This window comes from Mesorhizobium sp. M0676, from assembly GCF_040320535.1.
Taxonomy (GTDB): domain Bacteria; phylum Pseudomonadota; class Alphaproteobacteria; order Rhizobiales; family Rhizobiaceae; genus Mesorhizobium.
In genome coordinates, this window is record NZ_JAMYPU010000010.1 from 1 (window position 1) to 20,290 (window position 20,290).

Genomic DNA, 20,290 nt, shown 5'->3' on the forward strand with positions numbered 1-20,290 from the left:
GGATTTCTAAGAATCCATAAAGCCGCCCATGAGCTAAAGTTGCTCAAGCCCGCAAGCGGGCTTGAGTGGCGGCATGGATTTCTAAGAATCCATAAAGCCGCCCATGAGCTAAAGTTGCTCAAGCCCGCAAGCGGGCTTGAGTGGCGGCATGGATTTCTAATCCAGCCAACCTGGCTTATGCATAAGGAAAGGGCGCCGAGAGGCGCCCTTTTTGTTTTAGAGACCAGTTAGTTAGGCCGCGCTCTCCGCCTGCCGCGCAACCTTGCCCGCAAGCACCGCCTGCTCGACGAATGCAGCCACCTCATCGGCCACCACCAGCACCGGTGCACGGTCGCGGGTGGCCCGCGCAATCACCATCAGCCCTTCCAGCGAGGATTCGATCAGCAGCGCCAAAGCGTGCGCGCGGCGTTCGGGCACCCCTGCCCTGACGAAGGCCTGTCGCAGCAAGCCGATCCATTGCTCGAAAGCCGATCGGCAGAGTTCCGCCAGTTCCGGCACATCGGTGGGTGAATCCAGCACCACCGGCGCGATGGGGCAACCCAGCGAAAAATCATTGTCCTCCAGCATGCGCCCGACCGACTGGTAGATGTGATGGACGGCCACTGCAGGATCGCTCTCGGCTGCCAGTGCTTCGCCCAGCCTTTTCGTGACGTCGGCAACGCTGTTGCGCGTCACCTCGATGACCAGTTGGTCCTTGCCGCCTGGGAAATGAAAATAGAGCGAGCCGCGCGGCGCCCCGCTGGCGCCCAGAATGTCGTTGAGCGAGGTGCCGTGATAGCCGCGCTGCCTGAGCAACAGGCCTGTGGTCTCGAGTATGCGGGTGCGGGTGTCGTTGGCCATGTCAACCTCTGTCAGCAGTGAGGCATTATAGGCCTTGCCAAGAATATGACAATCGGTCCATATAATATGTAGATCAGTCTATAGATTATAAGGAGAATGACATGCGCAGCTACCGTCTTGAAGGGTTTGGTGGAACCGAATCCCTGGCGATGCGCGACGAGGCGCGGACGGAACCGAAACCGCATGAGATCGTGGTGCGAGTCCGCGCCGCCTCGCTCAATCGGCGCGACACGATGATCCTTGGCGGCACCTATCCGTTGCCGCCGCGGCAAGGCATCGTGCCGCTGAGCGACGGCGCCGGTGACGCCGTCGCAATCGGCGATGCCGTCACCCGTTTTGCCGTCGGCGACCGCGTCACCGGCAGCTACTTCGCCCGCTGGATCGATGGCCGCATCAATGCCGGTCTGATCGACCAGCTCGGCTGTACGCTGGACGGCATGCTGACTGAGTTTGCCGTGCTCGACGAACAATGGGCGGCGCGACTGCCCGATCATCTGAGCTGGCACGAAGCGGCGACGCTGACCTGCGCCGGTGTGACGGCCTGGAACGCGGTGACCGGGACCCGGATTCCGAAGCCTGGTCAATGGGTTCTCACCATCGGTTCGGGTGGCGTTTCGCTGTTTGCTCTGCAGTTCGCCAAGTTGCTCGGCTGCCGGGTTGTCGCCATCACATCGCGCGCGGAGAAGGCCGACAGGCTGCGGGCGCTGGGCGCCGACCTCGTTGTCTCCAGCACCGACATACCGGAATGGGGCGGCTGGGCGCGCGAGCAGACAGGCGGCATCGACCTCGTCGTCGAAACCGGCGGCCCGGCCACCTTCGCGCAGTCGCTGATTGCCAGCACGCTTTATGGACACATCGTGCTGCTGACGCTGCAGGACGCCAGTGGCAGATCGATCGAGATGCCGGCAGCGCTTTATCAGCGCAGCCTCGCCACCATCAGCCGCCTGTTCGTCGGCAGCCGCAGCAATCTCGAGGCCATGCTGCGCGCCGTGTCGCAGCATCGCCTCAAGCCCGTTATCGACAGGGTCTTCCCCTTTGCCGAAGCCCCCGAAGCGTACCGCCACTTCCAGCAGGGCGACGTGTTCGGGAAGGTTGTCATCGACTGCGCCTGACCCAATTGCCCGCTTTTCAACCACGAACCAGGAGAACGACCATGACCATCCGTGAAGCTTCCGCAGAATGGCAAGGCACGCTGAAGGAAGGCGGCGGCCGTCTGCGGCTTGGCAGCGGCGTCTTCGAAGGCGCCTATTCCTTTCCGTCGCGGTTCGACAACGGTCCCGGCACCAATCCCGAAGAGCTGATCGGGGCAGCACATGCCGGCTGCTTCTCGATGGCGCTGACCTTCATCCTCGGCCAGGAAGGCCACGTCGCCCGCACCATCCGCACCGTCGCCAAGGTGCATCTCGGCGCGACCGCCGCCGGGCCGACGATCACCCGCATCGAGCTCGAAACGGAGGCGGAGGTCACGGATCTCGCCGAAGACGAGTTCGAACGCCTGGCGCAGTCGGCCAAGGCGACTTGCCTCGTCTCGCGCGCCTTGGCCGGCGTGCCTCAGATCACCCTAAAGGCCGTGCTGGTCAAAGCCGTCAAAGATCAATGAAACCGGGAGAATATGATGAAACAGGAGCTTATCATGGACGCGGCCGGGAATGATTTGTCCCGGCAGACGGCCGAGATCATGCATCGCTTCAACGATGTGTTCCAGCTGCACGATCCGTCCGCGCTTGCCGAGTTGGTGGCGCAGGATTGCGTTATCGAAAACACCGTGCCGGCGCCGGACGGCGCCCGCCATGCCGGCAAAGAGGCATGCGTTGCCCTATGGTCGGCGATCGCCACCCAGCCTGGCACGCGCTTCGATCTTGAGGAGACATTCGTCGCCGGCGAACGGGCGACGATCCGCTGGCGCTACTTCATGGCCGACGGCAACTCCATCCGCGGCGTCAACCTGATGCGTGTCGCGGACGGGCTGATCGTCGAGGCGATGGGTTACGTCAAGGGATAGAAGCGTTGTCACGGAGGTGGCGCAAAAGCGCGCAGGCAGTGAAACGGTGCTCACCAAACTGAGCGAACTGATGTTTGTCGACGTGTTGCGCCGTTACTTGGAATCGCTGCCGCCACAAACCACGGGATGGCTGGCTGGCTGCGCGATCCGCACCTGGCGAGGGCACTGGCGCTGATCCACGACCGGCCGGCGCATAACTGGACGGTGGAGGCGCTGGCGGAGGACTCCGCGCTGTCGCGCAGCGTGCTCGCCGAACGCTTCACCATGCTGGTCGGCATGCCGCCAATGCGTTATCTCGCCAAATGGCGCATGCAGATCGCCTCGGAGCTGCTCAGCGCCGGCTACGAATCCGAGGCAGCGTTCAGCCGCGCCTTCAAGAAGATGATCGGCCTTCCGCCCTCGGCCTGGCGTCTAGGCATCCGGACCGGATCCGGAACCGACGAAGAGTAGGCCGAGGCCTGGCAGCTCCTGTTCTATCGATCAGCCAGCGCCAGCTTGGCGCCGAGCATGACAAAGGCGCCGGCGAAGGTGCGGCGCATCCAGGTCAGCACCATCGGCCGCGACACGACATGGCTGCGGATCGAGGCCGCAAAGATGCCGTAAGCGACGAAGACGACGAAGGTCAGCAGCATGAAGACGCTCGAGAGTTCGAGCATCCTGGCAAATGCGTTCGGTTCGGTCGTGCTGACGAATTGCGGCAGGAAGGCAAAGAAGAAGATCGACAGCTTCGGGTTCAGGATGTTGATCAGGATACCGGAGGTGATGACCTTGGCTGCCGAGCGGGGTGCCGCGTTTTCATCGACGCTCAGGCCGCCCTTCTCCTTCAGCGTGTTCCAGGCCATGTAGAGGAGATAGGCGACGCCGAGATATTTCAGCGTCTCGAAGGCGACAGCACTTGTGTGCAGCAGCGCCGCCAGGCCGGTGATGGCGGCGGCCATATGCGGGATGATGCCAAGCGTGCAGCCGAATGCAGCAGTGATCGAGGCGCGCGCGCCTCGCGAAAGCCCGGCGCTTAGCGTGTAGAGAACGCCGGTGCCGGGCGAAGCCACGACGATCAGCGACGTCAACAGGAATTCGATGCTCATGGTTCCTCCAACGCCCTGCCCGTGGTGGAAGCTATCGGGGGATGTGGGATCAGGCAAGGTGGGCGTCGGCTAGATCGTTGGCATCCCGTGCGCCTTGCGCGCCATCAGGCAATCGTCGCCGCCAGGCATGCAGGTGTGGCAGACGTCCGGGCGGATCTCGTAGATGCCGCAGGCCGTGTGCTTGCCGATCTCGCCCGTAAGCGCCGAACAGCGCACGCCCTCGCAGCGCATCCCGGACAGGTCGGCGGACACGAACTTTTCCGGAATCCGGTCAAGTTGCGCATCGTCCTCGGTCGAGAAGCGCGGCCATTCGGCCGAGTAGGAGCAGCAGGCGCCGCAGCTCTGGCAATCGAAAACCGGCTGGTCGTCCTGTTTTGACGACCGGATATCCCTGGCGGCCAACGCGACCAGCCCAGGTCCTGCGAGATTGCGATCGACTCGGTGCGGCAAGGCGCTATTTCTTCTTGCCTGCCTTGCCCTTGGGCGTGGCGGCTGGCGCCTCGAACAGATCGGTCGCCGACGGTTCGGCGGCCTTCGGCGCGGCAGCGGGCTTGGCCTGCTTTGCAGTGGCAGCAGCCGGCGCTGCCGGCTGGTCCTTGGTGGAAAACTTTATGGCCATGTCAGTCCTCGTCGGAAAAGCGGGATGATGGTGCGCGCGGATTGCGCAAGCGGCCGATCAGCGCCGAGACCGCCGTGATGTTCATTTCCTCGGGCGACCAGTTCCTCGCCTCGGCAATGTGGTGCGCCGCCAGTTCGCGATGCGTGCTGCCGCTATAGGCGGCATCCTGGTAGGTCACGCGCTCCTGGGTCTTTTTGTCCTCGCGGACATATTCGACCAGATAGTTCGGAGCTTCGGCACGGCCGCGCACGCCGACGCGCACCTGGGCATCGCCATGCGCGCGCTTGCAGCGCTCGAGCTTTTCCAGCACACGGCGGACATATTCGACCGGCTTGTCCAGGCCCGGGACCATGGACGCGATGGTCGCATCGGCATCGATCGGCGTCGGCGGTACGCGCTTGGTGGCCATCAGCGTTTGCCTGCCCGCTTCGGCAGCGCCGCAAGGACTGCGGCCGCTGCCATGTCGTCGGCTTCCTTTTCCTTGCGCAGTTCGCGCAAGCGCGCGGTCTTGGCTTCGCGCGCCTCGCTGACGGCATCACGCTCGGACAGGATGCGGTTGAGTGACATCGACTGGGTTTGCGTCTTGCTGAACAGCGAGCCGGCCTGGTCGGCGGTCTTGGATTGAGTGGTCAAAACTTTCTCCTGTCGGGAGCCTGGTGCCGATAGAGCGAGAGCGGTCTTCGATTTCGACCAAAGCAATACGGCAGCGGGGCAGTATGGGCGGTTCAGATTGCTGGAGCGTCCCTTAGCACGTTCCGGCCGGCGTGCGGCGCACTTTTAGCGGCACGACGCACGAAATGAAAAAGGCCAGGCACCGCCTGACCTTCCATGAAAGCGCCGCGCATCCAGTTGGATGCGCAAGGCGCTCCTTTCAGCCTTTCATCGGTGCCAGTACATCCGTGGTCACCGGAAGGCCGAATTCCTTATCAGGCCGCCTTCAACTGGTCGGCGGACATCTTGCCTGACTTGTTGTCGCGGGTCATCTCGTAGCCGAGCTTCTGGCCCTCGACGATGTCACGCATGCCGGCGCGCTCTACGGCCGAGATGTGGACAAAAACGTCGGCGGAGCCGTCGTCAGGCTGAATAAAACCAAAACCTTTGGTGGCGTTGAACCATTTCACTGTGCCGGTGGCCATGAAGAACCCTTTCCCTGGCAAATATTCGTTCACCATCGTGCGACTGCACAACAGCGTTTTGTCTCGATTTTTGATGGGGAAGTTCGTCAAAGGCGCGCATCATGCGCGGATAACAAAAGTCGGTCAAACAAATATCGACATGTTTCTTATAGACTTCTTTTAGCGCCGAGTCAATTTCTGGTTTGGCCGGAGCCAAAATTCAACCTGAGGATGCCTGAGGCATAAGCCTCAACTGACGAGGTGGCGGAGCTCAAGGCGTTCCAAAATATTCCACGCCCCGGAACCAATCGCAAGCCGGCGCATTTCCGTGGTGTCAGCAATTCAGAGAACAATCTCGGTAATGCTGGCAAAAGAACGCCTCCCGCACATTAAACGGTGCGAGAGGCGTTCTTGTATGTGCCGTTGTCTGACGCAATTCCCAAGGGAAAACCGTTTCACACTTTTCCTTAAACTCACGCCGGCGGCCTACAGGATCGCGCTGATCAGCGGCAGGATCTCGTAGCGGAAACCGCGGCCGGAGCTCGACACCGGATCGCCGTCGGTGACCGCTCTTGCCTCGGCTTCGCTGCTGACACGCAGGATCAGCAGACCCCAAGGGCCGGCCGGGTCGGCGACCGGCCCGGCCAGGATCATGGTGCCCTCGGCAAGCTTGCCGCGCAGATAGTCGGCATGCCGGCCCATCAACTCCCTCTCCTCCTCCGTCAGGGTGAAGGCGAAGTCCGGCCGAGGCGGGATCAGCCGGCAGTGGAAGATTGTTGGCGCGGTAGTCTCACGCGGTCCATCATTGCTGGCCATCGGTCACTCACCGTATGTCATTAGTGGTCCTATTCGTCCGGGCCGGGTTCCGGCCAAGTCTCCTTCGCTGCTTCCGCATACCAGTGCCGCATCGCCGGCGTTGCCAACACGGCGTCGACGTAGGCGCGCGTGTCGGGCGCGAGCTTGCCGCCATAGGTGTCGAAGCGGGTGACGACAGGTGCATACATGGCATCGGCCGCGGTGAAATGACCGAACAGGAAGGGGCCGCCCTTGCCGTATTGTTCCCGGCACTGGCGCCAGATCGTTTCGATGCGCGCGCGCTGCATTTCGCCTTCGGCGTCGAGCGGCTTGTGGCCCTTCGGCCGGCGCAAATTCATCGGCCAGCCATAGCGCACCTCGCGAAAGCCGGAATGCATCTCGGTCGCCACCGAGCGGGCCAGCGCTCGGGCGCCGATATCCTGAGGCCAAAGCTTTTTCTCCGGAAACAGGTCGGCGAGATATTCAAGGATGGCAAGGGTTTCCCAGACAATCCTGCCATTGTGATTCAACACTGGCACAAGGCCGGTGGGCGAGACTTTCGCCAGAGCGGCAAAGGTTTCGGGCGTGCGCAGGCGCACGAAACCTTCCTCGAAAGGGATATCCAGATGCTTCATCGCCACCCATGGCCTCAGCGACCAGGACGAAAAGCACTTGTTGGCGATGATGAGCGTAAATTCAGCCAAGGCGGTCTCCCCAAAATTTCGTCACACTAGTCACACGATACGACGCGGCAAAGCGTTTCGGCGACCATATAAGCGACCATATGCGACGATGATCGCCGCCCAGGGAACCTAAGCCAAGCCGGTCCGTTTGCCTCCTGCGAATGAATCCCCGGAATCCCAGGAGATGCAAAGATGGTGAACAAGGATCAGGTTGCCGGCGTGGCCAAGCAGGTCAAGGGCTCGGTCAAGGAGGCCGGCGGCAAGGCGACCGGCAACAGGCAGACCCAGGCCGAAGGCACGGCCGACAAGACCGCCGGCAAGGTGCAGAAGGTCTATGGCGACGTGAAGGACAAGATCAAAAAGGCGCTCTGATTCGATCTTGCAGGCAATGAGGAAGGCGGCTCAAGACCGCCTTTTTCTTGTCAGAGGCTGAGGCTCTTGCTGAAGGCGCTGGTGAACTTGACCCCGCCCCGGTCGCCCGCCGCCTCGCCTAGCACCACGTCCATGCCGTCCCCGGTTACCCTCACCAGCGCGAAGCCACCCATATAGGCAGCCTTCGGCTTGAACAGGTCGAGGCCATCGCTTTTGTAGATCATAGGCACTTCGTGCTGATGGCCATGGAAGATGGCGATGACATTGTAGCCCTTCAGCGCCGCCAGCAGCGCCTGGCGGTCGGCCTCGCTCCACCAGTGCGGCGCGCCTGCGCCGTCATCGTCATAGGTGCGCTTGGCCGGGTCCCAGCGCTCGACCGAGAAAGTGTCCCAGCCATAGTGCTGGAACAGGATGACGGGACGGCCATCCGCCGCGTAGGTCGCCAGATCCTGCTTCAGCCACGGCAGGCTGCTCACCGCGCCATGGCCGGTGTCGCCGGCAAAGCGGTGGGTCTGGACGAGATGCAGGCCGCCCCAGTCCCAGGAATAGCAGTCGGTGTCGACATCGTATTCGGTGGCCGGCACCGGCGGCTTGAAGAACACGCCGGGGCGGTGGTTGACCTCGACATAGTCGCGCAGTTCACGCCGATACCAGTCGACATGGGGCGGCGAGCCGTTCTGGTCGAGATCGTGGTTGCCGAGGCCGACATAGACCGGCATGTGCACGCGGTCCGGGCCGACGCCTTGTTGATAGCGCTGGCTGAACTGCAACAGTTGCGTGCCTTCGCTGGGCTCGGTGATCTGGCCGCCGCCATCGTCGGTGATGTCGCCGCCGACAACGAGGCCGAGCGGCGCATCGATGCGGCCGCCGGCCGAACGCAGGCGGGTTGCAACGCCATCGATCTCGACTGGCCATTGCCGGCCGGCCAAGCCATTGAGGACAGCGACATTGCGCAACAGCGCGGGATCGGTCTTGCCTTCCTCCAGGCAGTTGGGGCTGAGGCCGCTCGACATGCGGCAGGCATGGACATCGGCGATGAACAGAAAGGTGGCGTCGATGGGCTGGATGCGCTTGCCGGTCTGGCCAAGCGCGGCGCGCGGCAGCATGCCAGCCATGGCAAGGCCGGCTGCCTGTGCGAGGAAATTGCGACGGGAGAGGACGAGCTTGCGATTCATGACCTGAAATTCAGCACAGCCGGCGCCCCACCGTCCAGTTGCCAGGAATGGCAGGTCGACACGGCACTGAGGCTCTGGCATTTCTTGGGTCATGCTGGCGCGCAGCAAATACAAGCAGAGGGGAGGATTTCATGAGAGCCGTTTCGATAGGCGTGGTGCTGGCTGGGTTGCTGCCGGCGGCTGCGGTGCATGCCGCCGATTGTGTCGACGCAAAATCGGCCAAGGCCGGCTTCGTTCTGGAAATGCCCGGCGTCCGCAGCGAGTTTCGGCCGGTGGCCGGCGGCATGGTCTCCGTTGCCAACACCTACGAATCGCAATCGCCGCAGACACAGTTCCTGTTCGCAGGCCTGGTCGAAGTGTTTCGCGACAGCGATACCGGACGGGTGGCGACGATCCCGTTTTCCGATCTGCGAAAACTGTTTCCGCTGAAGACGGGAGCCAAGAGCACGATCGAATTCGTCGAGCTGTCGCCGAACAAGCAGCCGAAGAGCACCAAGACGCTGAGCCTGGTCGTCAAGGGCAAGGAGACGTTTAACGTCGGCGGCTGCAAATACAACGTGCTGGCCGTCACGGAGACCTTCAAGAACGGCGCCGGCGAAACGCTGGACACATTTACCGCGCTTTATGCGCCCGATCTGCAAGCGTCCCTCGCCCGGCGCTACGACGAAGGGACCAGCGCGGAATCGGTGAACGGTTACGAGACGATCAAGCCGCTTTCCGACTAGAACAGCGCAGTTCCGGCCTCAAGGTTTTCCCGGCCGCAGCAGGATCCTGCGACGCCGCTTCGCTCTGCTCGGGAATGGCGGCGTTGAGCTGCCCTGAAGTTCGGCCAGGCAATCGCGCAGCACGCTGGCATCCTGTGCCGTCTTGGCCATCGACATGGCGCCGGAATAGGCGGCGATGGCGAGTGCCGCAAAGCGCTCGGGGTCGGTGCCCTGCTCCCTGCCCGACTGCTGGTCGGCTCGCACCTTGTCGGCAACCGCCTGACGCCATCCGGCAAAGATATCGTCCAGAGCGGCGCGGAAATCCGGGTCAGCGAGCGACAGTTCATGCGCCAGATTGTTGAGCGGACAGCCGCGCACGAAGCCTTGCTGCTCAAGCTCGGTCGCCACCGCCTCGAACACCGCGCGCACGCCTTCGCGCGCCGAGCCTGCCGCCCGTACAGGGTTGATCCAGGTTTCATCGAGGGCCGCTGCCACGCGCTCCTCGATCACCGCCAGAGCGAGCGCCTTCTTGGTCGGGAAATGATGATGCAGCGCGCCGCCGCTGACGCCTGCGGTCGTCATCAACTCGCCAAGAGCGGATGCATGATAGCCACGCGCCTGGAACGACGCTTCCGCGACATCGAGCACCTTGTTGCGCAGCCCTTCGGGATCGTTGGTGCGTTTTCGCGGCGGCCCTTTCGGAGCCCGAGCAATCTCTGCTGACATTTGCCAACGATAGCAGATTGACAAAACAGGACAACCGGTCTGTTTTATAAACCGGATGATCATCCTGTTTTTTGGAGACGACACAATGACCGTACCCCTGAATGCGCCTGCGACGGCAAGCCTGCTCGCTTCGCCTGTCGTCGAGTTGCGGCAGTACACGCTGAAGCCGGGCCGGCGCGAGACGCTGATCGACATCTTCGACAGTCGGTTCATCGAAGGCCAGGAACACGCCGGCATGACCATCATCGGACAGTTCCGCGACCTCGACCGCCCCGACATGTTCGTCTGGCTGCGCGGCTTCGATGGCATGGAAGCGCGGAAGCAGGCGCTCACCGCCTTCTATGACGGGCCGGTGTGGACGGCGCACCGCGACGCCGCCAATGCGACGATGATCGATTCTGACGATGTGCTGCTCTTGAAGGCGGCATGGCCAGGCGCCGGCTTCGATCTGTCAGGCGCGCAGCGAGGCGCCATGCCGGCGGATGGAAAGCCGAGCGCAGACGATGGCTTGACCGGTGTTGTTGTCATCCAGATTCATCATCTGCGGTCTGGCGCCGAAGCCGATTTCGCCGGCAATTTCGAAACGGATGCCGTTCCGGTCCTTATCGGCGCCGGCGGACGGTTGCTTGGCGCCTTCATCACCGAGCACGCCGAAAACAGCTTTCCCCGCCTGCCGGTGCGCTTGAGCGAAAACGTCTTTATCGCGGTGACGGGTTTCAACAGTCCCGAGGCGCATGCCAGTTACGAAGCCGCAGTTGCCGCTTCGCCCCAATGGCAAGCGGCCGATGTGACCTGGCGGACCGAAACCTTGCGCCTGACGCCGACGTCGCAGTCGCTGCTGCGGTAACCGGATCGGCACGCGGCCAACCGAAGTTCATACTGAGCGATAGGCCGGCGGCTTGACCGCCCTCGCCGATCGGCATTGCCTTCGTGACGCGGGCAACAGCGAGAGCATTCGATGCGACTTGGCCTTCAATGAGACTTTCTGGCAAACGAGCACTGGTGACCGGCGGCTCTGACGGCATCGGCCTGGCGATATCGGAAGCTTTCTTGCGCGAGGGCGCCGACGTGCTGATCGTCGGTCGCGACACCAGCAAGCTCGAGACCGCCCGCGAGACACTTGCGGCGGAGGGCAACGTCGGCACCCAGTCGGCCGATCTCTCGACCTCTTCCGGCATCGATGCCGTGGTCGATCGCGCGAAAGCAACCGGCCCACTCGACATCCTCGTCAACAATGCCGGCGTCGCTTATCTGGTGCCTTTCGAGACCGTCACCGAGCACCAATTCCAGCAATCCTTCGCGCTCAATGTGACGGCGGCGTTCTTCCTTACCCAGCGCCTGCTGCCGCATTTCGGCGCCGGCGCTTCGGTCATCAACATCTCGTCCTACTTCGCCAACAAGATGATCCCGAAGCGGCCATCGAGCCTGTATTCCTTGTCCAAGGGCGCGCTGAATTCGCTGACCAAGTCGCTGGCCTTCGAGCTTGGTCCGCGCGGCATCAGGGTCAATGCGATTGCGCCCGGCACGGTCGAGACCGCCATGCGGCGCAAGTCGATCGAAAACCTGCCGGCGGCAGCGCAGGCCGAGCTGAAAGCCTATGTCGAGCGCAGCTACCCGCTCGGCCGCATCGGCCAGACCAGCGATCTTGCCGGCATCGCCGTCTATCTCGCCAGCGATGAGGCGGCGTGGACCAGCGGCGGCATTTTCGCGATTGATGGCGGGTATACGGCGGGGTGACCGTTTGGACGGCCCTCTGCCTCGAACAAGCGGAGCACTTGACCAAACTTCCGATACCGCGTCTGTCTGCAGATTGAGCAATGCTTCAGACATTCGTGGTGCCATGCCGTCTATCGATCCACTGATCCTCTTCTACACAACGTTCTTCAGCAAACCCGTCGATATCGCGTCGATACAGTGCGAAATTCCCGGGCGGTGGACACTGGACAAACGACGGATTTCCGAGGCCGCGGCAGTCGTCTTCCATATTCCGAACTTTCGCGAAGTTGGCGATGCCTACAAATACCCTGGTCAATATTGGGTCGCCTGGTCGATGGAATGCGGCCAAAACTACAAGCGACTTGCCGACCCCAAAATCATGCGGCACTTCGATATCATCATGACGCATGAATCCCGGTCTGATGTCTGGGTACCCTACCTTCCGCGTGCGGTGTGGTGGAAAGATGCGCTGGCCAGACCAATCGTGCCGAAAACGGAAGAAGCGCCGGTCGCACTCTTCCAGTCGGCAGGCCTGAATTATAGCGGCCGAGTCGATTTGGCGAACGAACTGGCGCGCCACATCAAGATCGATTCTTATGGCCGATATCGCAACAACCGATCGGTCTCTGGCCCCGATCTGGGCTCGAAGACCAAGATCGAAACCATTGCGCGGCACAAATTCTGCCTGGCCATGGAGAACTCGATCGAGGCCGACTATGTCACCGAGAAAATCTATGACGCGTTCATGGCGGGCACGGTGCCGATCTACCTTGGCGCTCCCAATGTGGACGAGTTCGTTCCGGAGCACTCCTTTATTGACGCCAGTGCCTTCGCCAGCGCCAGCGATCTTGCAGCCTATCTCCAGCACCTGATCGCAACGCCGCAAGACTACGAGGCTCATTTCGACTGGCGCTCAAAGCCATTGCCCGACAACCTCGTCAAACGGGTGCAATCATTGGAAACACCCGCGTTCTGCAGACTGATGAGCGTCGTGCGCCAGCGTCTGGAGGCGCGGACAAGCAAGCCTTCCGGACGGCGAACACTTCCGTTCGGCTATAGATCCTATCTCAGGACAAAGCTGCGCCGTTGGAGGAAAAAGGTTCCGAGCTGACGGTCCGCGATCAGGCGCGCTCAGCAAAATACGGAGAACAAAGAGCGTCTCTTGCGACGTCGAGACGGCTTCGACCTTGCCGCCATGCATCTTGGAAATCTCCGAGGCTATGTGGAGGCGCTCCCAGGGTGGACTTGAAATTCTCGGCTTCGCGATCCGAAGCTCGATCCGGATGCGATGCCGGATTTTGGACGGAAACTGAACAGAAGGACAAGTGCATAAGCTACCTCATCGCTGCTATTGCCAGTGAGACGCCGGCACGGATGGTAGTTTGTGTGGCAGAGTCGCTCGTAGGTAGACGTGAATTGCGCATTGCTGATCCTGGGGGAAGTTTGCGTAGAGCAATCCGCCAGCTCGACATGATCTCATCGAGCTAAATCCGCAAGTTTCCGTCCACTTTATGGGATCAAGCCGCACTGAGGAGCAATTTCCTTCACAAGAAAGTGGAGGGTGCAGGATCCCGAAGGCCGGCGCTACCGCTTCAACCGATTTACTGCCTGCCGGCCGCAATCTCTGCTTGAAGGCCATTGTGCAACGCGATACGCCGTTGCCGAATTCGATCGTCGGAGAGACAAGTGACCGCTGCCAGGACCAGAACCGAAACCGACACGTTCGGCCCCATCGAGGTTGCAGCCGACCGTTACTGGGGCGCGCAGGCGCAGCGTTCCCTCGGCAATTTCAGGATAGGCTGGGAAAAGCAGCCGGCCTCGATCGTGCGTGCGCTCGGCATCGTCAAGCGAGCGGCGGCGGAAGCCAATATGGAGTTGAAGCGGCTCGATCCGGCAGTCGGCAAGGCGATCATCGAGGCGGCGCAAGAGGTGATCGACGGCAAGCTGAACGATCATTTCCCGCTGGTCGTCTGGCAGACCGGCTCGGGCACGCAGTCCAACATGAACGCCAACGAGGTGATCTCCAACCGGGCGATCGAACTTCTGGGCGGCGTCATGGGCTCGAAGAAGCCGGTGCACCCTAACGACCACGTCAATATGAGCCAGTCGTCGAACGACACCTACCCGACAGCCATGCACATCGCGTGCGCCGAGCGCATCGTGCACGATCTGCTGCCGGCGCTGAAGCATCTCCACGCTGCGCTCGAGGTCAAGACGAAGGCCTTCGCCCACATCATCAAGATCGGCCGCACCCATACGCAGGACGCGACACCCCTCACGCTGGGCCAGGAATTTTCCGGCTACGCCGCGCAGGTGGCCTCTTCGATCAAGCGCATCGAGATGACGCTGCCCGGCCTGCAGGAACTGGCGCAGGGCGGCACCGCCGTCGGCACCGGCCTCAACGCGCCGGTGGGCTTTGCCGAAACGGTGGCGGCGCGCATCGCCGAAATCACCGGCATCGCCTTCGTCACCGCGCCGAACAAGTTCGAGGCGCTCGCCGCGCATGATTCCATGGTGTTCTCGCATGGCGCCATCAACGCGGCGGCCGCCGCCCTCTTCAAGATCGCCAACGACATCCGCTTCCTCGGCTCCGGCCCGCGCTCGGGCCTCGGCGAACTGTCGCTGCCGGAAAACGAGCCGGGTTCCTCGATCATGCCGGGCAAGGTCAACCCGACCCAATGCGAGGCTCTGACGCAGGTCTGCGTGCAGGTGTTCGGCAACAACGCCTCGCTGACCTTCGCCGGCAGCCAGGGCCATTTCGAGCTCAACGTCTACAACCCGCTGATGGCCTACAACTTCCTGCAGTCGGTGCAGTTGTTGGCCGACGCCTCGATCTCCTTCACCGACAATTGCGTCGTCGGCATCGAGGCTCGCGAAGACAACATCAAAGCCGCGCTCGACCGCTCGCTGATGCTGGTGACCGCGCTGGCGCCGACGATCGGGTACGACAATGCCGCCAAGATCGCCAAGACCGCGCACAAGAAGGGCACCACCTTGCGCGAGGAAGCACTGGCCACTGGGCTGGTCAGCGAGGCAGACTACGACCGGCTGGTGCGGCCGGAGGACATGACGCATCCGGGTTAAGCGATTCCAGGGAAAGTGCCTTGCGTTTCCTCGGGAAGCGCGCAGCCCTCTTCTTGGGGGTTGCGTCAACTAGAAATCCGAATTTGTGGCGGGACAATTTGCTCCCGCCGCTGCTGGCCGCGACAAGAATTTTGCGTCGGTCGAACGATCCCGAAATGTACGTCCTGTGAACAATGTGTCGCCGGACTGGCGGCTTTGGTGAACAGTCGGCTTGGTCTATCTGACGGGACATCAACCCTTTTCGGAGAGCCACCATGTCCATCAACACTTCCGCTGCCGGCGCCGGCATCGCGTCCAACAGCTCCACCACCATCCTGCTCGGCCGCATCCTGCTCGCCGCCATCTTCCTGCTTTCCGGCTTCGGCAAGCTCACCGCCATTTCCGGCACCGCCGGCTATTTCGGCGCCATGGGCCTGCCGGTGCCGACCGTAACGGCCATTGTCGTCGGCCTGATCGAATTGCTCGGCGGCCTTGCCGTGCTCGTTGGCTTTCAGACCCGCATCGCCGCCTGGGTGCTCGCGGTCTTCACCATCGCCTCGGCCTTTGTCGCCCATACCGGCTGGGCCGACCAGAACCAGATGATCCATTTCCTGAAGAACGTCGCCATCACCGGCGGTTTCCTGCTGCTGGCTTCCTCGGGCCCTGGCGCCTACTCGATCGACGCCAAGCGCGGCTGAGCTTTCCCTTCCCAAGCCTGAAAAAAGCGGCGTGGAATTTTCCACGCCGCTTTTTCGTTGTCTGCCCAAGCGCACGCTCGTCCCATCCCTGCTAGGGTCGGTCTCGAAACAGCCGGCGGACAGACAACGGAGATGACCATGCCCCGCGATGCATTGCTTCTGATTTCCCGGCTGCTGCTCGCCGCCCTGCTCGTTCCCTCCGGCTACCACGCGCTCGCCGACATTGCCGGGACGACCGGCTATTTCGCCGGCCTCGGCATGCCATTGCCGACGCTTGCTGCCTGGGGCACCGGGCTGTTCGAGTTGATTGCCGGTCTCTTGGTACTGGTCGGCTTTCAGACGCCGGTCGTTGCGATACTTCTTGCCGCTTTCTGCGTCGTTGCAGGCTCCATCGGCCACTACGGCCAGGGCGGCGATGACCCGATGCTCACCTTCCTGCACCAGCAGATGCTGATGAAGGACATTGCCATCGCCGGTGGATTCCTGGCGCTAGCCATGGCCGGCGCCGGGGCCTGGTCGATCGAGGGGCGCCGCGCCGCGGTCTGATATCGTCAAATATCGTCCCGGTTGAACCATCGACGCCCGTGCCAGGTCGACCCCCCACTCCGTCTCGGCTTCGCCGAGCCACCTCTCCCCCGATCGACGGAGTAGAGGAAGGGCTCGAGCCTATTGCCGCCAACGCTTTCCAACGAGGCTCCCTTCCTTTCCCTCCGGAGGGGGAAGGTGGCGGTGCGAAGCAGCGACGGATTGAGAAAGCCGGTCCTCGAACGCGAGGCCGACGACGACATGGTTTTGCTGTCAGGCCGCGCCTACTTCACCGACACGCTCTGCCCACCCTCGACCGCCAGCACCAGCCGGCGGTTGGTGATCCGCGCCAGTTGCGCCAGCCGTCCGGCCGGGCGTTCGCCGTAAAGATCGGAAAGTGAGGCCGGCAGCACCAGCGCCAACGTGCCATTGCCGCGGTTTTCCCATTTCAGCCGCGGCATGACGCCGGGCATGGCCGCCGTCAGCAGATAGACGACGCGCAGCACCGCCGCCAGGATGCGGGCGCGCTCGAGATAGCGCGGCGTCGCCAGGCCGCGGATTTCCGGCGCCGCATCGTTGAACACGCCTTCGTGGCGGAACAGGCCGACCAGCGCCAGGAAGGCACGGCCGGGGTGATCGACGCCAATGAAGGAGGCGTGGGCAATGATGTTGAGCGACTGCTTGCCGCGATATTCCGGGTGTGCGCGCCAGCCTATATCGGCCAGCAGACAGGCAGCGTGGCGATAGCGCGCCTCATCCTCCGTCTCGTCGATGCCGAAGGCGGCAAAGGTCTTGTCCGTCCATTCGACAAGCTCATGCGCATGGGTGACCGAGCGCGACCGCAGCCGCGCCAGTTCCTCCGAAGCGGAGACCAGCGGATCGGCCTTCTGCTCGGCAGGGTCGAGCAGCGAATAGAGAAACCCTTCGCGCACGCCCAATGCCGAGACGATGATCTTCGACGGCTGCATCGCCGCCATGATCTCCTGCAGCACGACCGCGCCATAGGGCAGCAGCGAACGGCGGTTCTTCGACACGCCTTCGATGCCCTTGACCTTCTCGATCTCGCCTTTCGCCACCTGCTTCAGGAAATTGGCGGCGCTGTCGACACCGATCTCATAGTGGTGCATGACGCCAAGCGGGTAGTTGGTCATTTCCATGTGCAGCCGGGCAAGGTTTCGCCAGGTGCCGCCAACGGCGTAGAAGGGCCGTCCCTGCCCGCCCTTCAACAATTTGGCGCGCGCCAGTTCGTCGCGGGTGATCTTTGCCGCCTGGGCGAGCGAATTCCTGGCCATGTCCTGCAGCCGCAGGCCACCCAGCGGCAGCGTGATGCCGTCGCCGATCGCCTCGCCATTGATGTCGATAAGCTCCAGGCTGCCGCCGCCAAGATCGCCGGCAATGCCATTGGCGGGGTGGAAGCCCGAAATGACGCCAAGCGCCGAATAATGCGCCTCCTGCCGGCCAGTGAGCACGCGGATCTCTGTCTTGAGCACATCCTGGGCGCGGTGGATGAAATCGGGGCCGTTGATCGCTTCGCGGGCCGCGGCCGTTGCCAGCACAAACATGTGCTCCGCACCCGCCTGGTCGGAGAGCGCGCGGAAACGGCGGAACTCCTCCATCGAGCGCGTCACCGCCTCGGGGTCGAGCTTGCCGGTCGAAACGATGCCGCGGCCGAGGCCGGCCAGCATCTTTTCGTTGAACAGCAAGGTCGGCGAGCGCGCCAACCCTTCATAGACGACAAGGCGGATCGAGTTCGAGCCGATGTCGATGATGGACAGCGGCCGGCGATCCTGCAGCCGGCCTTGGGACGTTGAAATCATGAGCCGCTGTTCTTCTTGCGACGCTTGAACTGCGCGATGCGCTTGGGCGCATGCGACTTCAGCGCGTCACCCCGTCCCGACAGGCTCGGATTGGTCATGAAATATTCCTGCGCGTTGAACGGTTCCTCACCCTCATCCAGCACGACGCGCCGGGAGGTTCCGTCAGCCAATACGTCGAAACTTTGCTGGTTGTCCATGATGTTGCCCAGCATGATCTGGCCAAGGATCTGTTCATGCACCGTCGGATTGGTGATCGGCACCATGGTCTCGACGCGGCGGTCGAGATTGCGTGGCATCAAGTCGGCCGAGGCGATGTAGACGATCGCCTCGTCCGACGGCAGGCCATGGCCGTTGCCGAAGCAGTAGATGCGGCTGTGTTCGAGGAAGCGGCCGACGATCGACTTGACCCTGATGTTTTCCGACAGGCCGGGCACCTGCGGCCGCAGGCAGCAGATGCCGCGCACGACGAGATCGATCTCGACGCCGGCATGGCTGGCGTCATAGAGCGCGTCGATGATGTTGGGATCGACGAGCGCGTTCATCTTCATCCAGATGCGCGCCGGACGGCCAGCCAGCGCGTAGGCGACCTCGTCGGCAATGTGCTTGAGGATACGGCTGCGCAGCGTAAACGGCGAGATGGCGATCCGCATCTCATCGGTCGGCTCGGCATAGCCGGTGATGAAGTTGAACAGCTGGGCGACATCGCGCGCGATCGTCGGATCGGTGGTGAAGAAGGACAGGTCGGTGTAGATGCGCGCGGTCACCGGATGGTAGTTGCCGGTGCCGAGATGCACATAGTTGCGCAGCTTGCCGTCCTCGCGCCGCACTACTAGCGACATTTTCGCATGGGTTTTGAGTTCGAGGAAGCCGAACACGACCTGAACGCCGGCGCGTTCGAGGTCGCGCGCCCAGCGGATGTTGGCTTCCTCGTCGAAGCGCGCCTTGAGCTCGACCAGGGCGGTTACCGACTTGCCGGCCTCGGCCGCGTCGACCAAGGCGCGCACGATCGGGCTGTCGTTGGAGGTGCGGTAGAGCGTCTGCTTGATCGCCACCACCTCGGGGTCGGCCATCGCCTGGCGCAGGAATTGGACCACCACGTCGAAGGATTCATAGGGGTGGTGGACGACGATGTCCTTCTCGCGGATGGCCGCGAAACAGTCGCCGCCATGCTCGCGGATGCGCTCGGGAAAGCGTGGATTGTAGGGGGTGAACTTCAGGTCGTCGCGTGGCACGGCGACGATCTCGGAAATCTGGCTGAGCGCCAGCGGGCCGGTCAGAACGCTGATGCGGCTCGAAGAGACGCCAAGCTCGCCGGCGACGAACTCGCGCAATTCGCCGGGCATCGACTTGTCGAATTCGATGCGGATGACCGAACCGCGGCGGCGCCGCTTCAGCGCCGTCTCGAACAGGCGCACGAGATCTTCCGACTCTTCCTCGACCTCGATATCGCTGTCCCGGATGATGCGGAAGGTGCCGGAACCCTTGACCTCATAGCCGGGGAACAGCTTGCCGATATAGAGGCCGACAGCCTCCTCCAACGGAATGAAGCGAACGTGCTGCTTGCGGTCGGGCAGACGGATGAAGCGCTTCAGCGCCACCGGCAGGCGCAGAAGCGCGCTCATCTCCTCGCCATTCTTGCGATGGCGCAATTGCAGCGCCATCGAGAAGCCGAGATTGGGAATGAACGGAAACGGATGCGCCGGGTCGATCGACAGTGGAGTCAGCACCGGGAAAACCTGGTCCTGGAAATGGTCTTCCAGCCAGACTTTTTCATCCTTGGTCAGTGCATCGCGGGTGATGCTCTCAATGCCTTCCTTGTTGAGCAGCAACATCAGCGCCGAAAGGCTATTCTGCTGGTCCTCCTGCAGCCGCTCGACCTCGCGCAGCAATTGTTCCAGCTGCTGCTCCGGCGTGCGGCCGTCGGGGCTCTTGAGCGCAATGCCTTCGCGCACCTGGCCCGCAAGGCCGGCGACGCGGACCATGAAGAATTCATCGAGATTGGCGGCCGAAATCGACAGGAAACGGACGCGTTCGAGCAGCGGATGGTGCTCGTTCTGCGATTCCTCGAGCACACGCCGGTTAAACTGCAGCCAGGAGAACTCACGGTTGACGAACCGATCGGGGTTGCCGCCCTCGGGGCTCGCCACCTCGACATTGATGAATTCGCTCTGCACCGGCTTCAGTTCGTTCATGGTTCCTGCTCTTCCCCCGCCAACCGTCCCTTGGAGCGCCGCTGGACGTGCCATGCCTCTAACACGCTTTTGTGGCGCATGACCCTTCGGCGAAAACCGTTCCGATTTCAGGGACATGCACTTAACCGGCTCACCGTATCCTCTGACAGGCTTTTGCGACAGT

The 20,290-nt window shown here is 62.5% G+C and carries 27 protein-coding genes; 14 read left to right on the top strand and 13 right to left on the bottom strand.

Features of this window, described 5'->3' with window-relative positions:
- A partial coding sequence (locus NKI35_RS12900) for a hypothetical protein (protein WP_352740290.1) occupies positions 1-231 on the top strand: 231 nt, incomplete at its 5' end.
- On the opposite strand, the gene NKI35_RS12905 is transcribed toward NKI35_RS12900, so the two are convergent.
- Positions 232-840: a TetR/AcrR family transcriptional regulator gene (locus NKI35_RS12905; RefSeq protein WP_352445839.1), complete on the bottom strand. Its 609-nt coding sequence runs from the start codon at positions 838-840 to the stop codon at positions 232-234.
- 101 nt (positions 841-941) lie between these two features.
- Here NKI35_RS12905 and NKI35_RS12910 point away from each other — a divergent pair, with 101 nt between their 5' ends.
- The 5 genes from NKI35_RS12910 to NKI35_RS12930 are packed head-to-tail and all read left to right on the top strand — an operon-like array spanning position 942 to position 3,292.
- Positions 942-1,952, top strand: coding sequence for a zinc-dependent alcohol dehydrogenase family protein (locus tag NKI35_RS12910; protein WP_352740292.1), 1,011 nt, complete (start codon positions 942-944; stop codon positions 1,950-1,952).
- Positions 1,953-1,993: 41 nt separating this feature from the next.
- Positions 1,994-2,440, top strand: a complete 447-nt coding sequence (locus NKI35_RS12915) for an OsmC family peroxiredoxin (protein WP_352740294.1) — start codon at positions 1,994-1,996, stop codon at positions 2,438-2,440.
- A gap of 15 nt (positions 2,441-2,455) precedes the next feature.
- A complete protein-coding gene (locus NKI35_RS12920; RefSeq protein ID WP_352740296.1) occupies positions 2,456-2,842 on the top strand; it encodes a nuclear transport factor 2 family protein in 387 nt (128 codons plus the stop codon).
- A gap of 16 nt (positions 2,843-2,858) precedes the next feature.
- Positions 2,859-3,017 carry a hypothetical protein gene (locus NKI35_RS12925; RefSeq protein ID WP_352652130.1) on the top strand — a complete coding sequence of 53 codons (159 nt, stop codon included), beginning with the start codon at positions 2,859-2,861 and terminating at the stop codon, positions 3,015-3,017.
- On the top strand, positions 2,969-3,292 hold the full coding sequence (locus tag NKI35_RS12930) for a helix-turn-helix domain-containing protein (RefSeq protein WP_352740297.1): 324 nt from the start codon (positions 2,969-2,971) through the stop codon (positions 3,290-3,292). The genes NKI35_RS12925 and NKI35_RS12930 overlap by 49 nt, the downstream gene beginning before the upstream one ends.
- A gap of 23 nt (positions 3,293-3,315) precedes the next feature.
- On the opposite strand, the gene NKI35_RS12935 is transcribed toward NKI35_RS12930, so the two are convergent.
- The 8 genes from NKI35_RS12935 to NKI35_RS12970 all read right to left on the bottom strand — a co-directional run bounded on the left by NKI35_RS12935 (position 3,316) and on the right by NKI35_RS12970 (position 7,160).
- A complete protein-coding gene (locus NKI35_RS12935; protein WP_352535735.1) occupies positions 3,316-3,927 on the bottom strand; it encodes a LysE family translocator in 612 nt (203 codons plus the stop codon).
- 69 nt (positions 3,928-3,996) lie between these two features.
- On the bottom strand, positions 3,997-4,329 hold the full coding sequence (locus NKI35_RS12940; RefSeq protein ID WP_050589135.1) for a YkgJ family cysteine cluster protein: 333 nt from the start codon (positions 4,327-4,329) through the stop codon (positions 3,997-3,999).
- Between the two features lie 52 nt (positions 4,330-4,381).
- Positions 4,382-4,546: a hypothetical protein gene (locus tag NKI35_RS12945; RefSeq protein WP_023671505.1), complete on the bottom strand. Its 165-nt coding sequence runs from the start codon at positions 4,544-4,546 to the stop codon at positions 4,382-4,384.
- Position 4,547: 1 nt separating this feature from the next.
- Positions 4,548-4,955: a hypothetical protein gene (locus NKI35_RS12950; RefSeq protein ID WP_023671504.1), complete on the bottom strand. Its 408-nt coding sequence runs from the start codon at positions 4,953-4,955 to the stop codon at positions 4,548-4,550.
- Positions 4,955-5,179, bottom strand: a complete 225-nt coding sequence (locus NKI35_RS12955; RefSeq protein ID WP_023689917.1) for a hypothetical protein — start codon at positions 5,177-5,179, stop codon at positions 4,955-4,957. Before NKI35_RS12955 ends, NKI35_RS12950 begins: the two co-directional genes overlap by 1 nt.
- A gap of 293 nt (positions 5,180-5,472) precedes the next feature.
- Positions 5,473-5,682 (bottom strand): cold-shock protein, encoded by a 210-nt coding sequence (locus tag NKI35_RS12960; protein WP_023671502.1) that lies wholly within the window; start codon positions 5,680-5,682, stop codon positions 5,473-5,475.
- A 465-nt stretch (positions 5,683-6,147) separates the two neighbouring features.
- A complete protein-coding gene (locus tag NKI35_RS12965) occupies positions 6,148-6,477 on the bottom strand; it encodes a YciI family protein (protein ID WP_352460572.1) in 330 nt (109 codons plus the stop codon).
- Between the two features lie 29 nt (positions 6,478-6,506).
- The gene (locus NKI35_RS12970) at positions 6,507-7,160 is read right to left on the bottom strand and encodes a glutathione S-transferase family protein (protein WP_023689914.1); all 654 of its coding nucleotides are present in this window, start codon (positions 7,158-7,160) and stop codon (positions 6,507-6,509) included.
- Positions 7,161-7,331: 171 nt separating this feature from the next.
- Between NKI35_RS12970 and NKI35_RS12975 the strand changes: the two genes are divergently transcribed.
- A complete protein-coding gene (locus NKI35_RS12975) occupies positions 7,332-7,511 on the top strand; it encodes a CsbD family protein (RefSeq protein ID WP_023671498.1) in 180 nt (59 codons plus the stop codon).
- Between the two features lie 50 nt (positions 7,512-7,561).
- Here the strand turns inward: NKI35_RS12975 and NKI35_RS12980 are convergent, their stop codons facing one another.
- On the bottom strand, positions 7,562-8,686 hold the full coding sequence (locus tag NKI35_RS12980; protein ID WP_352740299.1) for a metallophosphoesterase: 1,125 nt from the start codon (positions 8,684-8,686) through the stop codon (positions 7,562-7,564).
- Positions 8,687-8,817: 131 nt separating this feature from the next.
- On the opposite strand from NKI35_RS12980, the gene NKI35_RS12985 reads away from it, so the two are divergent.
- Complete coding sequence (locus tag NKI35_RS12985) at positions 8,818-9,411, top strand: hypothetical protein (RefSeq protein WP_352740301.1); 594 nt, start codon at positions 8,818-8,820, stop codon at positions 9,409-9,411.
- Positions 9,412-9,429: 18 nt separating this feature from the next.
- Here the strand turns inward: NKI35_RS12985 and NKI35_RS12990 are convergent, their stop codons facing one another.
- On the bottom strand, positions 9,430-10,116 hold the full coding sequence (locus NKI35_RS12990; protein WP_352740303.1) for a TetR/AcrR family transcriptional regulator: 687 nt from the start codon (positions 10,114-10,116) through the stop codon (positions 9,430-9,432).
- Between the two features lie 85 nt (positions 10,117-10,201).
- On the opposite strand from NKI35_RS12990, the gene NKI35_RS12995 reads away from it, so the two are divergent.
- The 6 genes from NKI35_RS12995 (at position 10,202) to NKI35_RS13020 (ending at position 16,139) form a co-directional block, all read left to right on the top strand.
- Positions 10,202-10,963: an NIPSNAP family protein gene (locus NKI35_RS12995; RefSeq protein WP_352445852.1), complete on the top strand. Its 762-nt coding sequence runs from the start codon at positions 10,202-10,204 to the stop codon at positions 10,961-10,963.
- 128 nt (positions 10,964-11,091) lie between these two features.
- The gene (locus NKI35_RS13000; protein ID WP_023747763.1) at positions 11,092-11,853 is read left to right on the top strand and encodes an SDR family NAD(P)-dependent oxidoreductase; all 762 of its coding nucleotides are present in this window, start codon (positions 11,092-11,094) and stop codon (positions 11,851-11,853) included.
- A gap of 103 nt (positions 11,854-11,956) precedes the next feature.
- Positions 11,957-12,943 carry a glycosyltransferase family 10 domain-containing protein gene (locus tag NKI35_RS13005; protein WP_352740305.1) on the top strand — a complete coding sequence of 329 codons (987 nt, stop codon included), beginning with the start codon at positions 11,957-11,959 and terminating at the stop codon, positions 12,941-12,943.
- Positions 12,944-13,518: 575 nt separating this feature from the next.
- Entirely contained in the window at positions 13,519-14,916 is a 1,398-nt protein-coding gene (gene fumC / locus NKI35_RS13010; RefSeq protein ID WP_023697720.1) for a class II fumarate hydratase, read from the top strand.
- 254 nt (positions 14,917-15,170) lie between these two features.
- A complete protein-coding gene (locus NKI35_RS13015; protein WP_023694684.1) occupies positions 15,171-15,593 on the top strand; it encodes a DoxX family protein in 423 nt (140 codons plus the stop codon).
- A 138-nt stretch (positions 15,594-15,731) separates the two neighbouring features.
- Positions 15,732-16,139 (top strand): DoxX family protein, encoded by a 408-nt coding sequence (locus tag NKI35_RS13020; RefSeq protein ID WP_352740307.1) that lies wholly within the window; start codon positions 15,732-15,734, stop codon positions 16,137-16,139.
- A 263-nt stretch (positions 16,140-16,402) separates the two neighbouring features.
- Here the strand turns inward: NKI35_RS13020 and ppx are convergent, their stop codons facing one another.
- Both ppx and NKI35_RS13030 read right to left on the bottom strand, forming a co-directional pair.
- Positions 16,403-17,935, bottom strand: coding sequence for an exopolyphosphatase (gene ppx / locus NKI35_RS13025; protein WP_023705699.1), 1,533 nt, complete (start codon positions 17,933-17,935; stop codon positions 16,403-16,405).
- On the bottom strand, positions 17,932-20,127 hold the full coding sequence (locus NKI35_RS13030; RefSeq protein WP_352740310.1) for an RNA degradosome polyphosphate kinase: 2,196 nt from the start codon (positions 20,125-20,127) through the stop codon (positions 17,932-17,934). The genes ppx and NKI35_RS13030 overlap by 4 nt, the downstream gene beginning before the upstream one ends.
- Between the last annotated feature and the right edge of the window lie 163 nt (positions 20,128-20,290).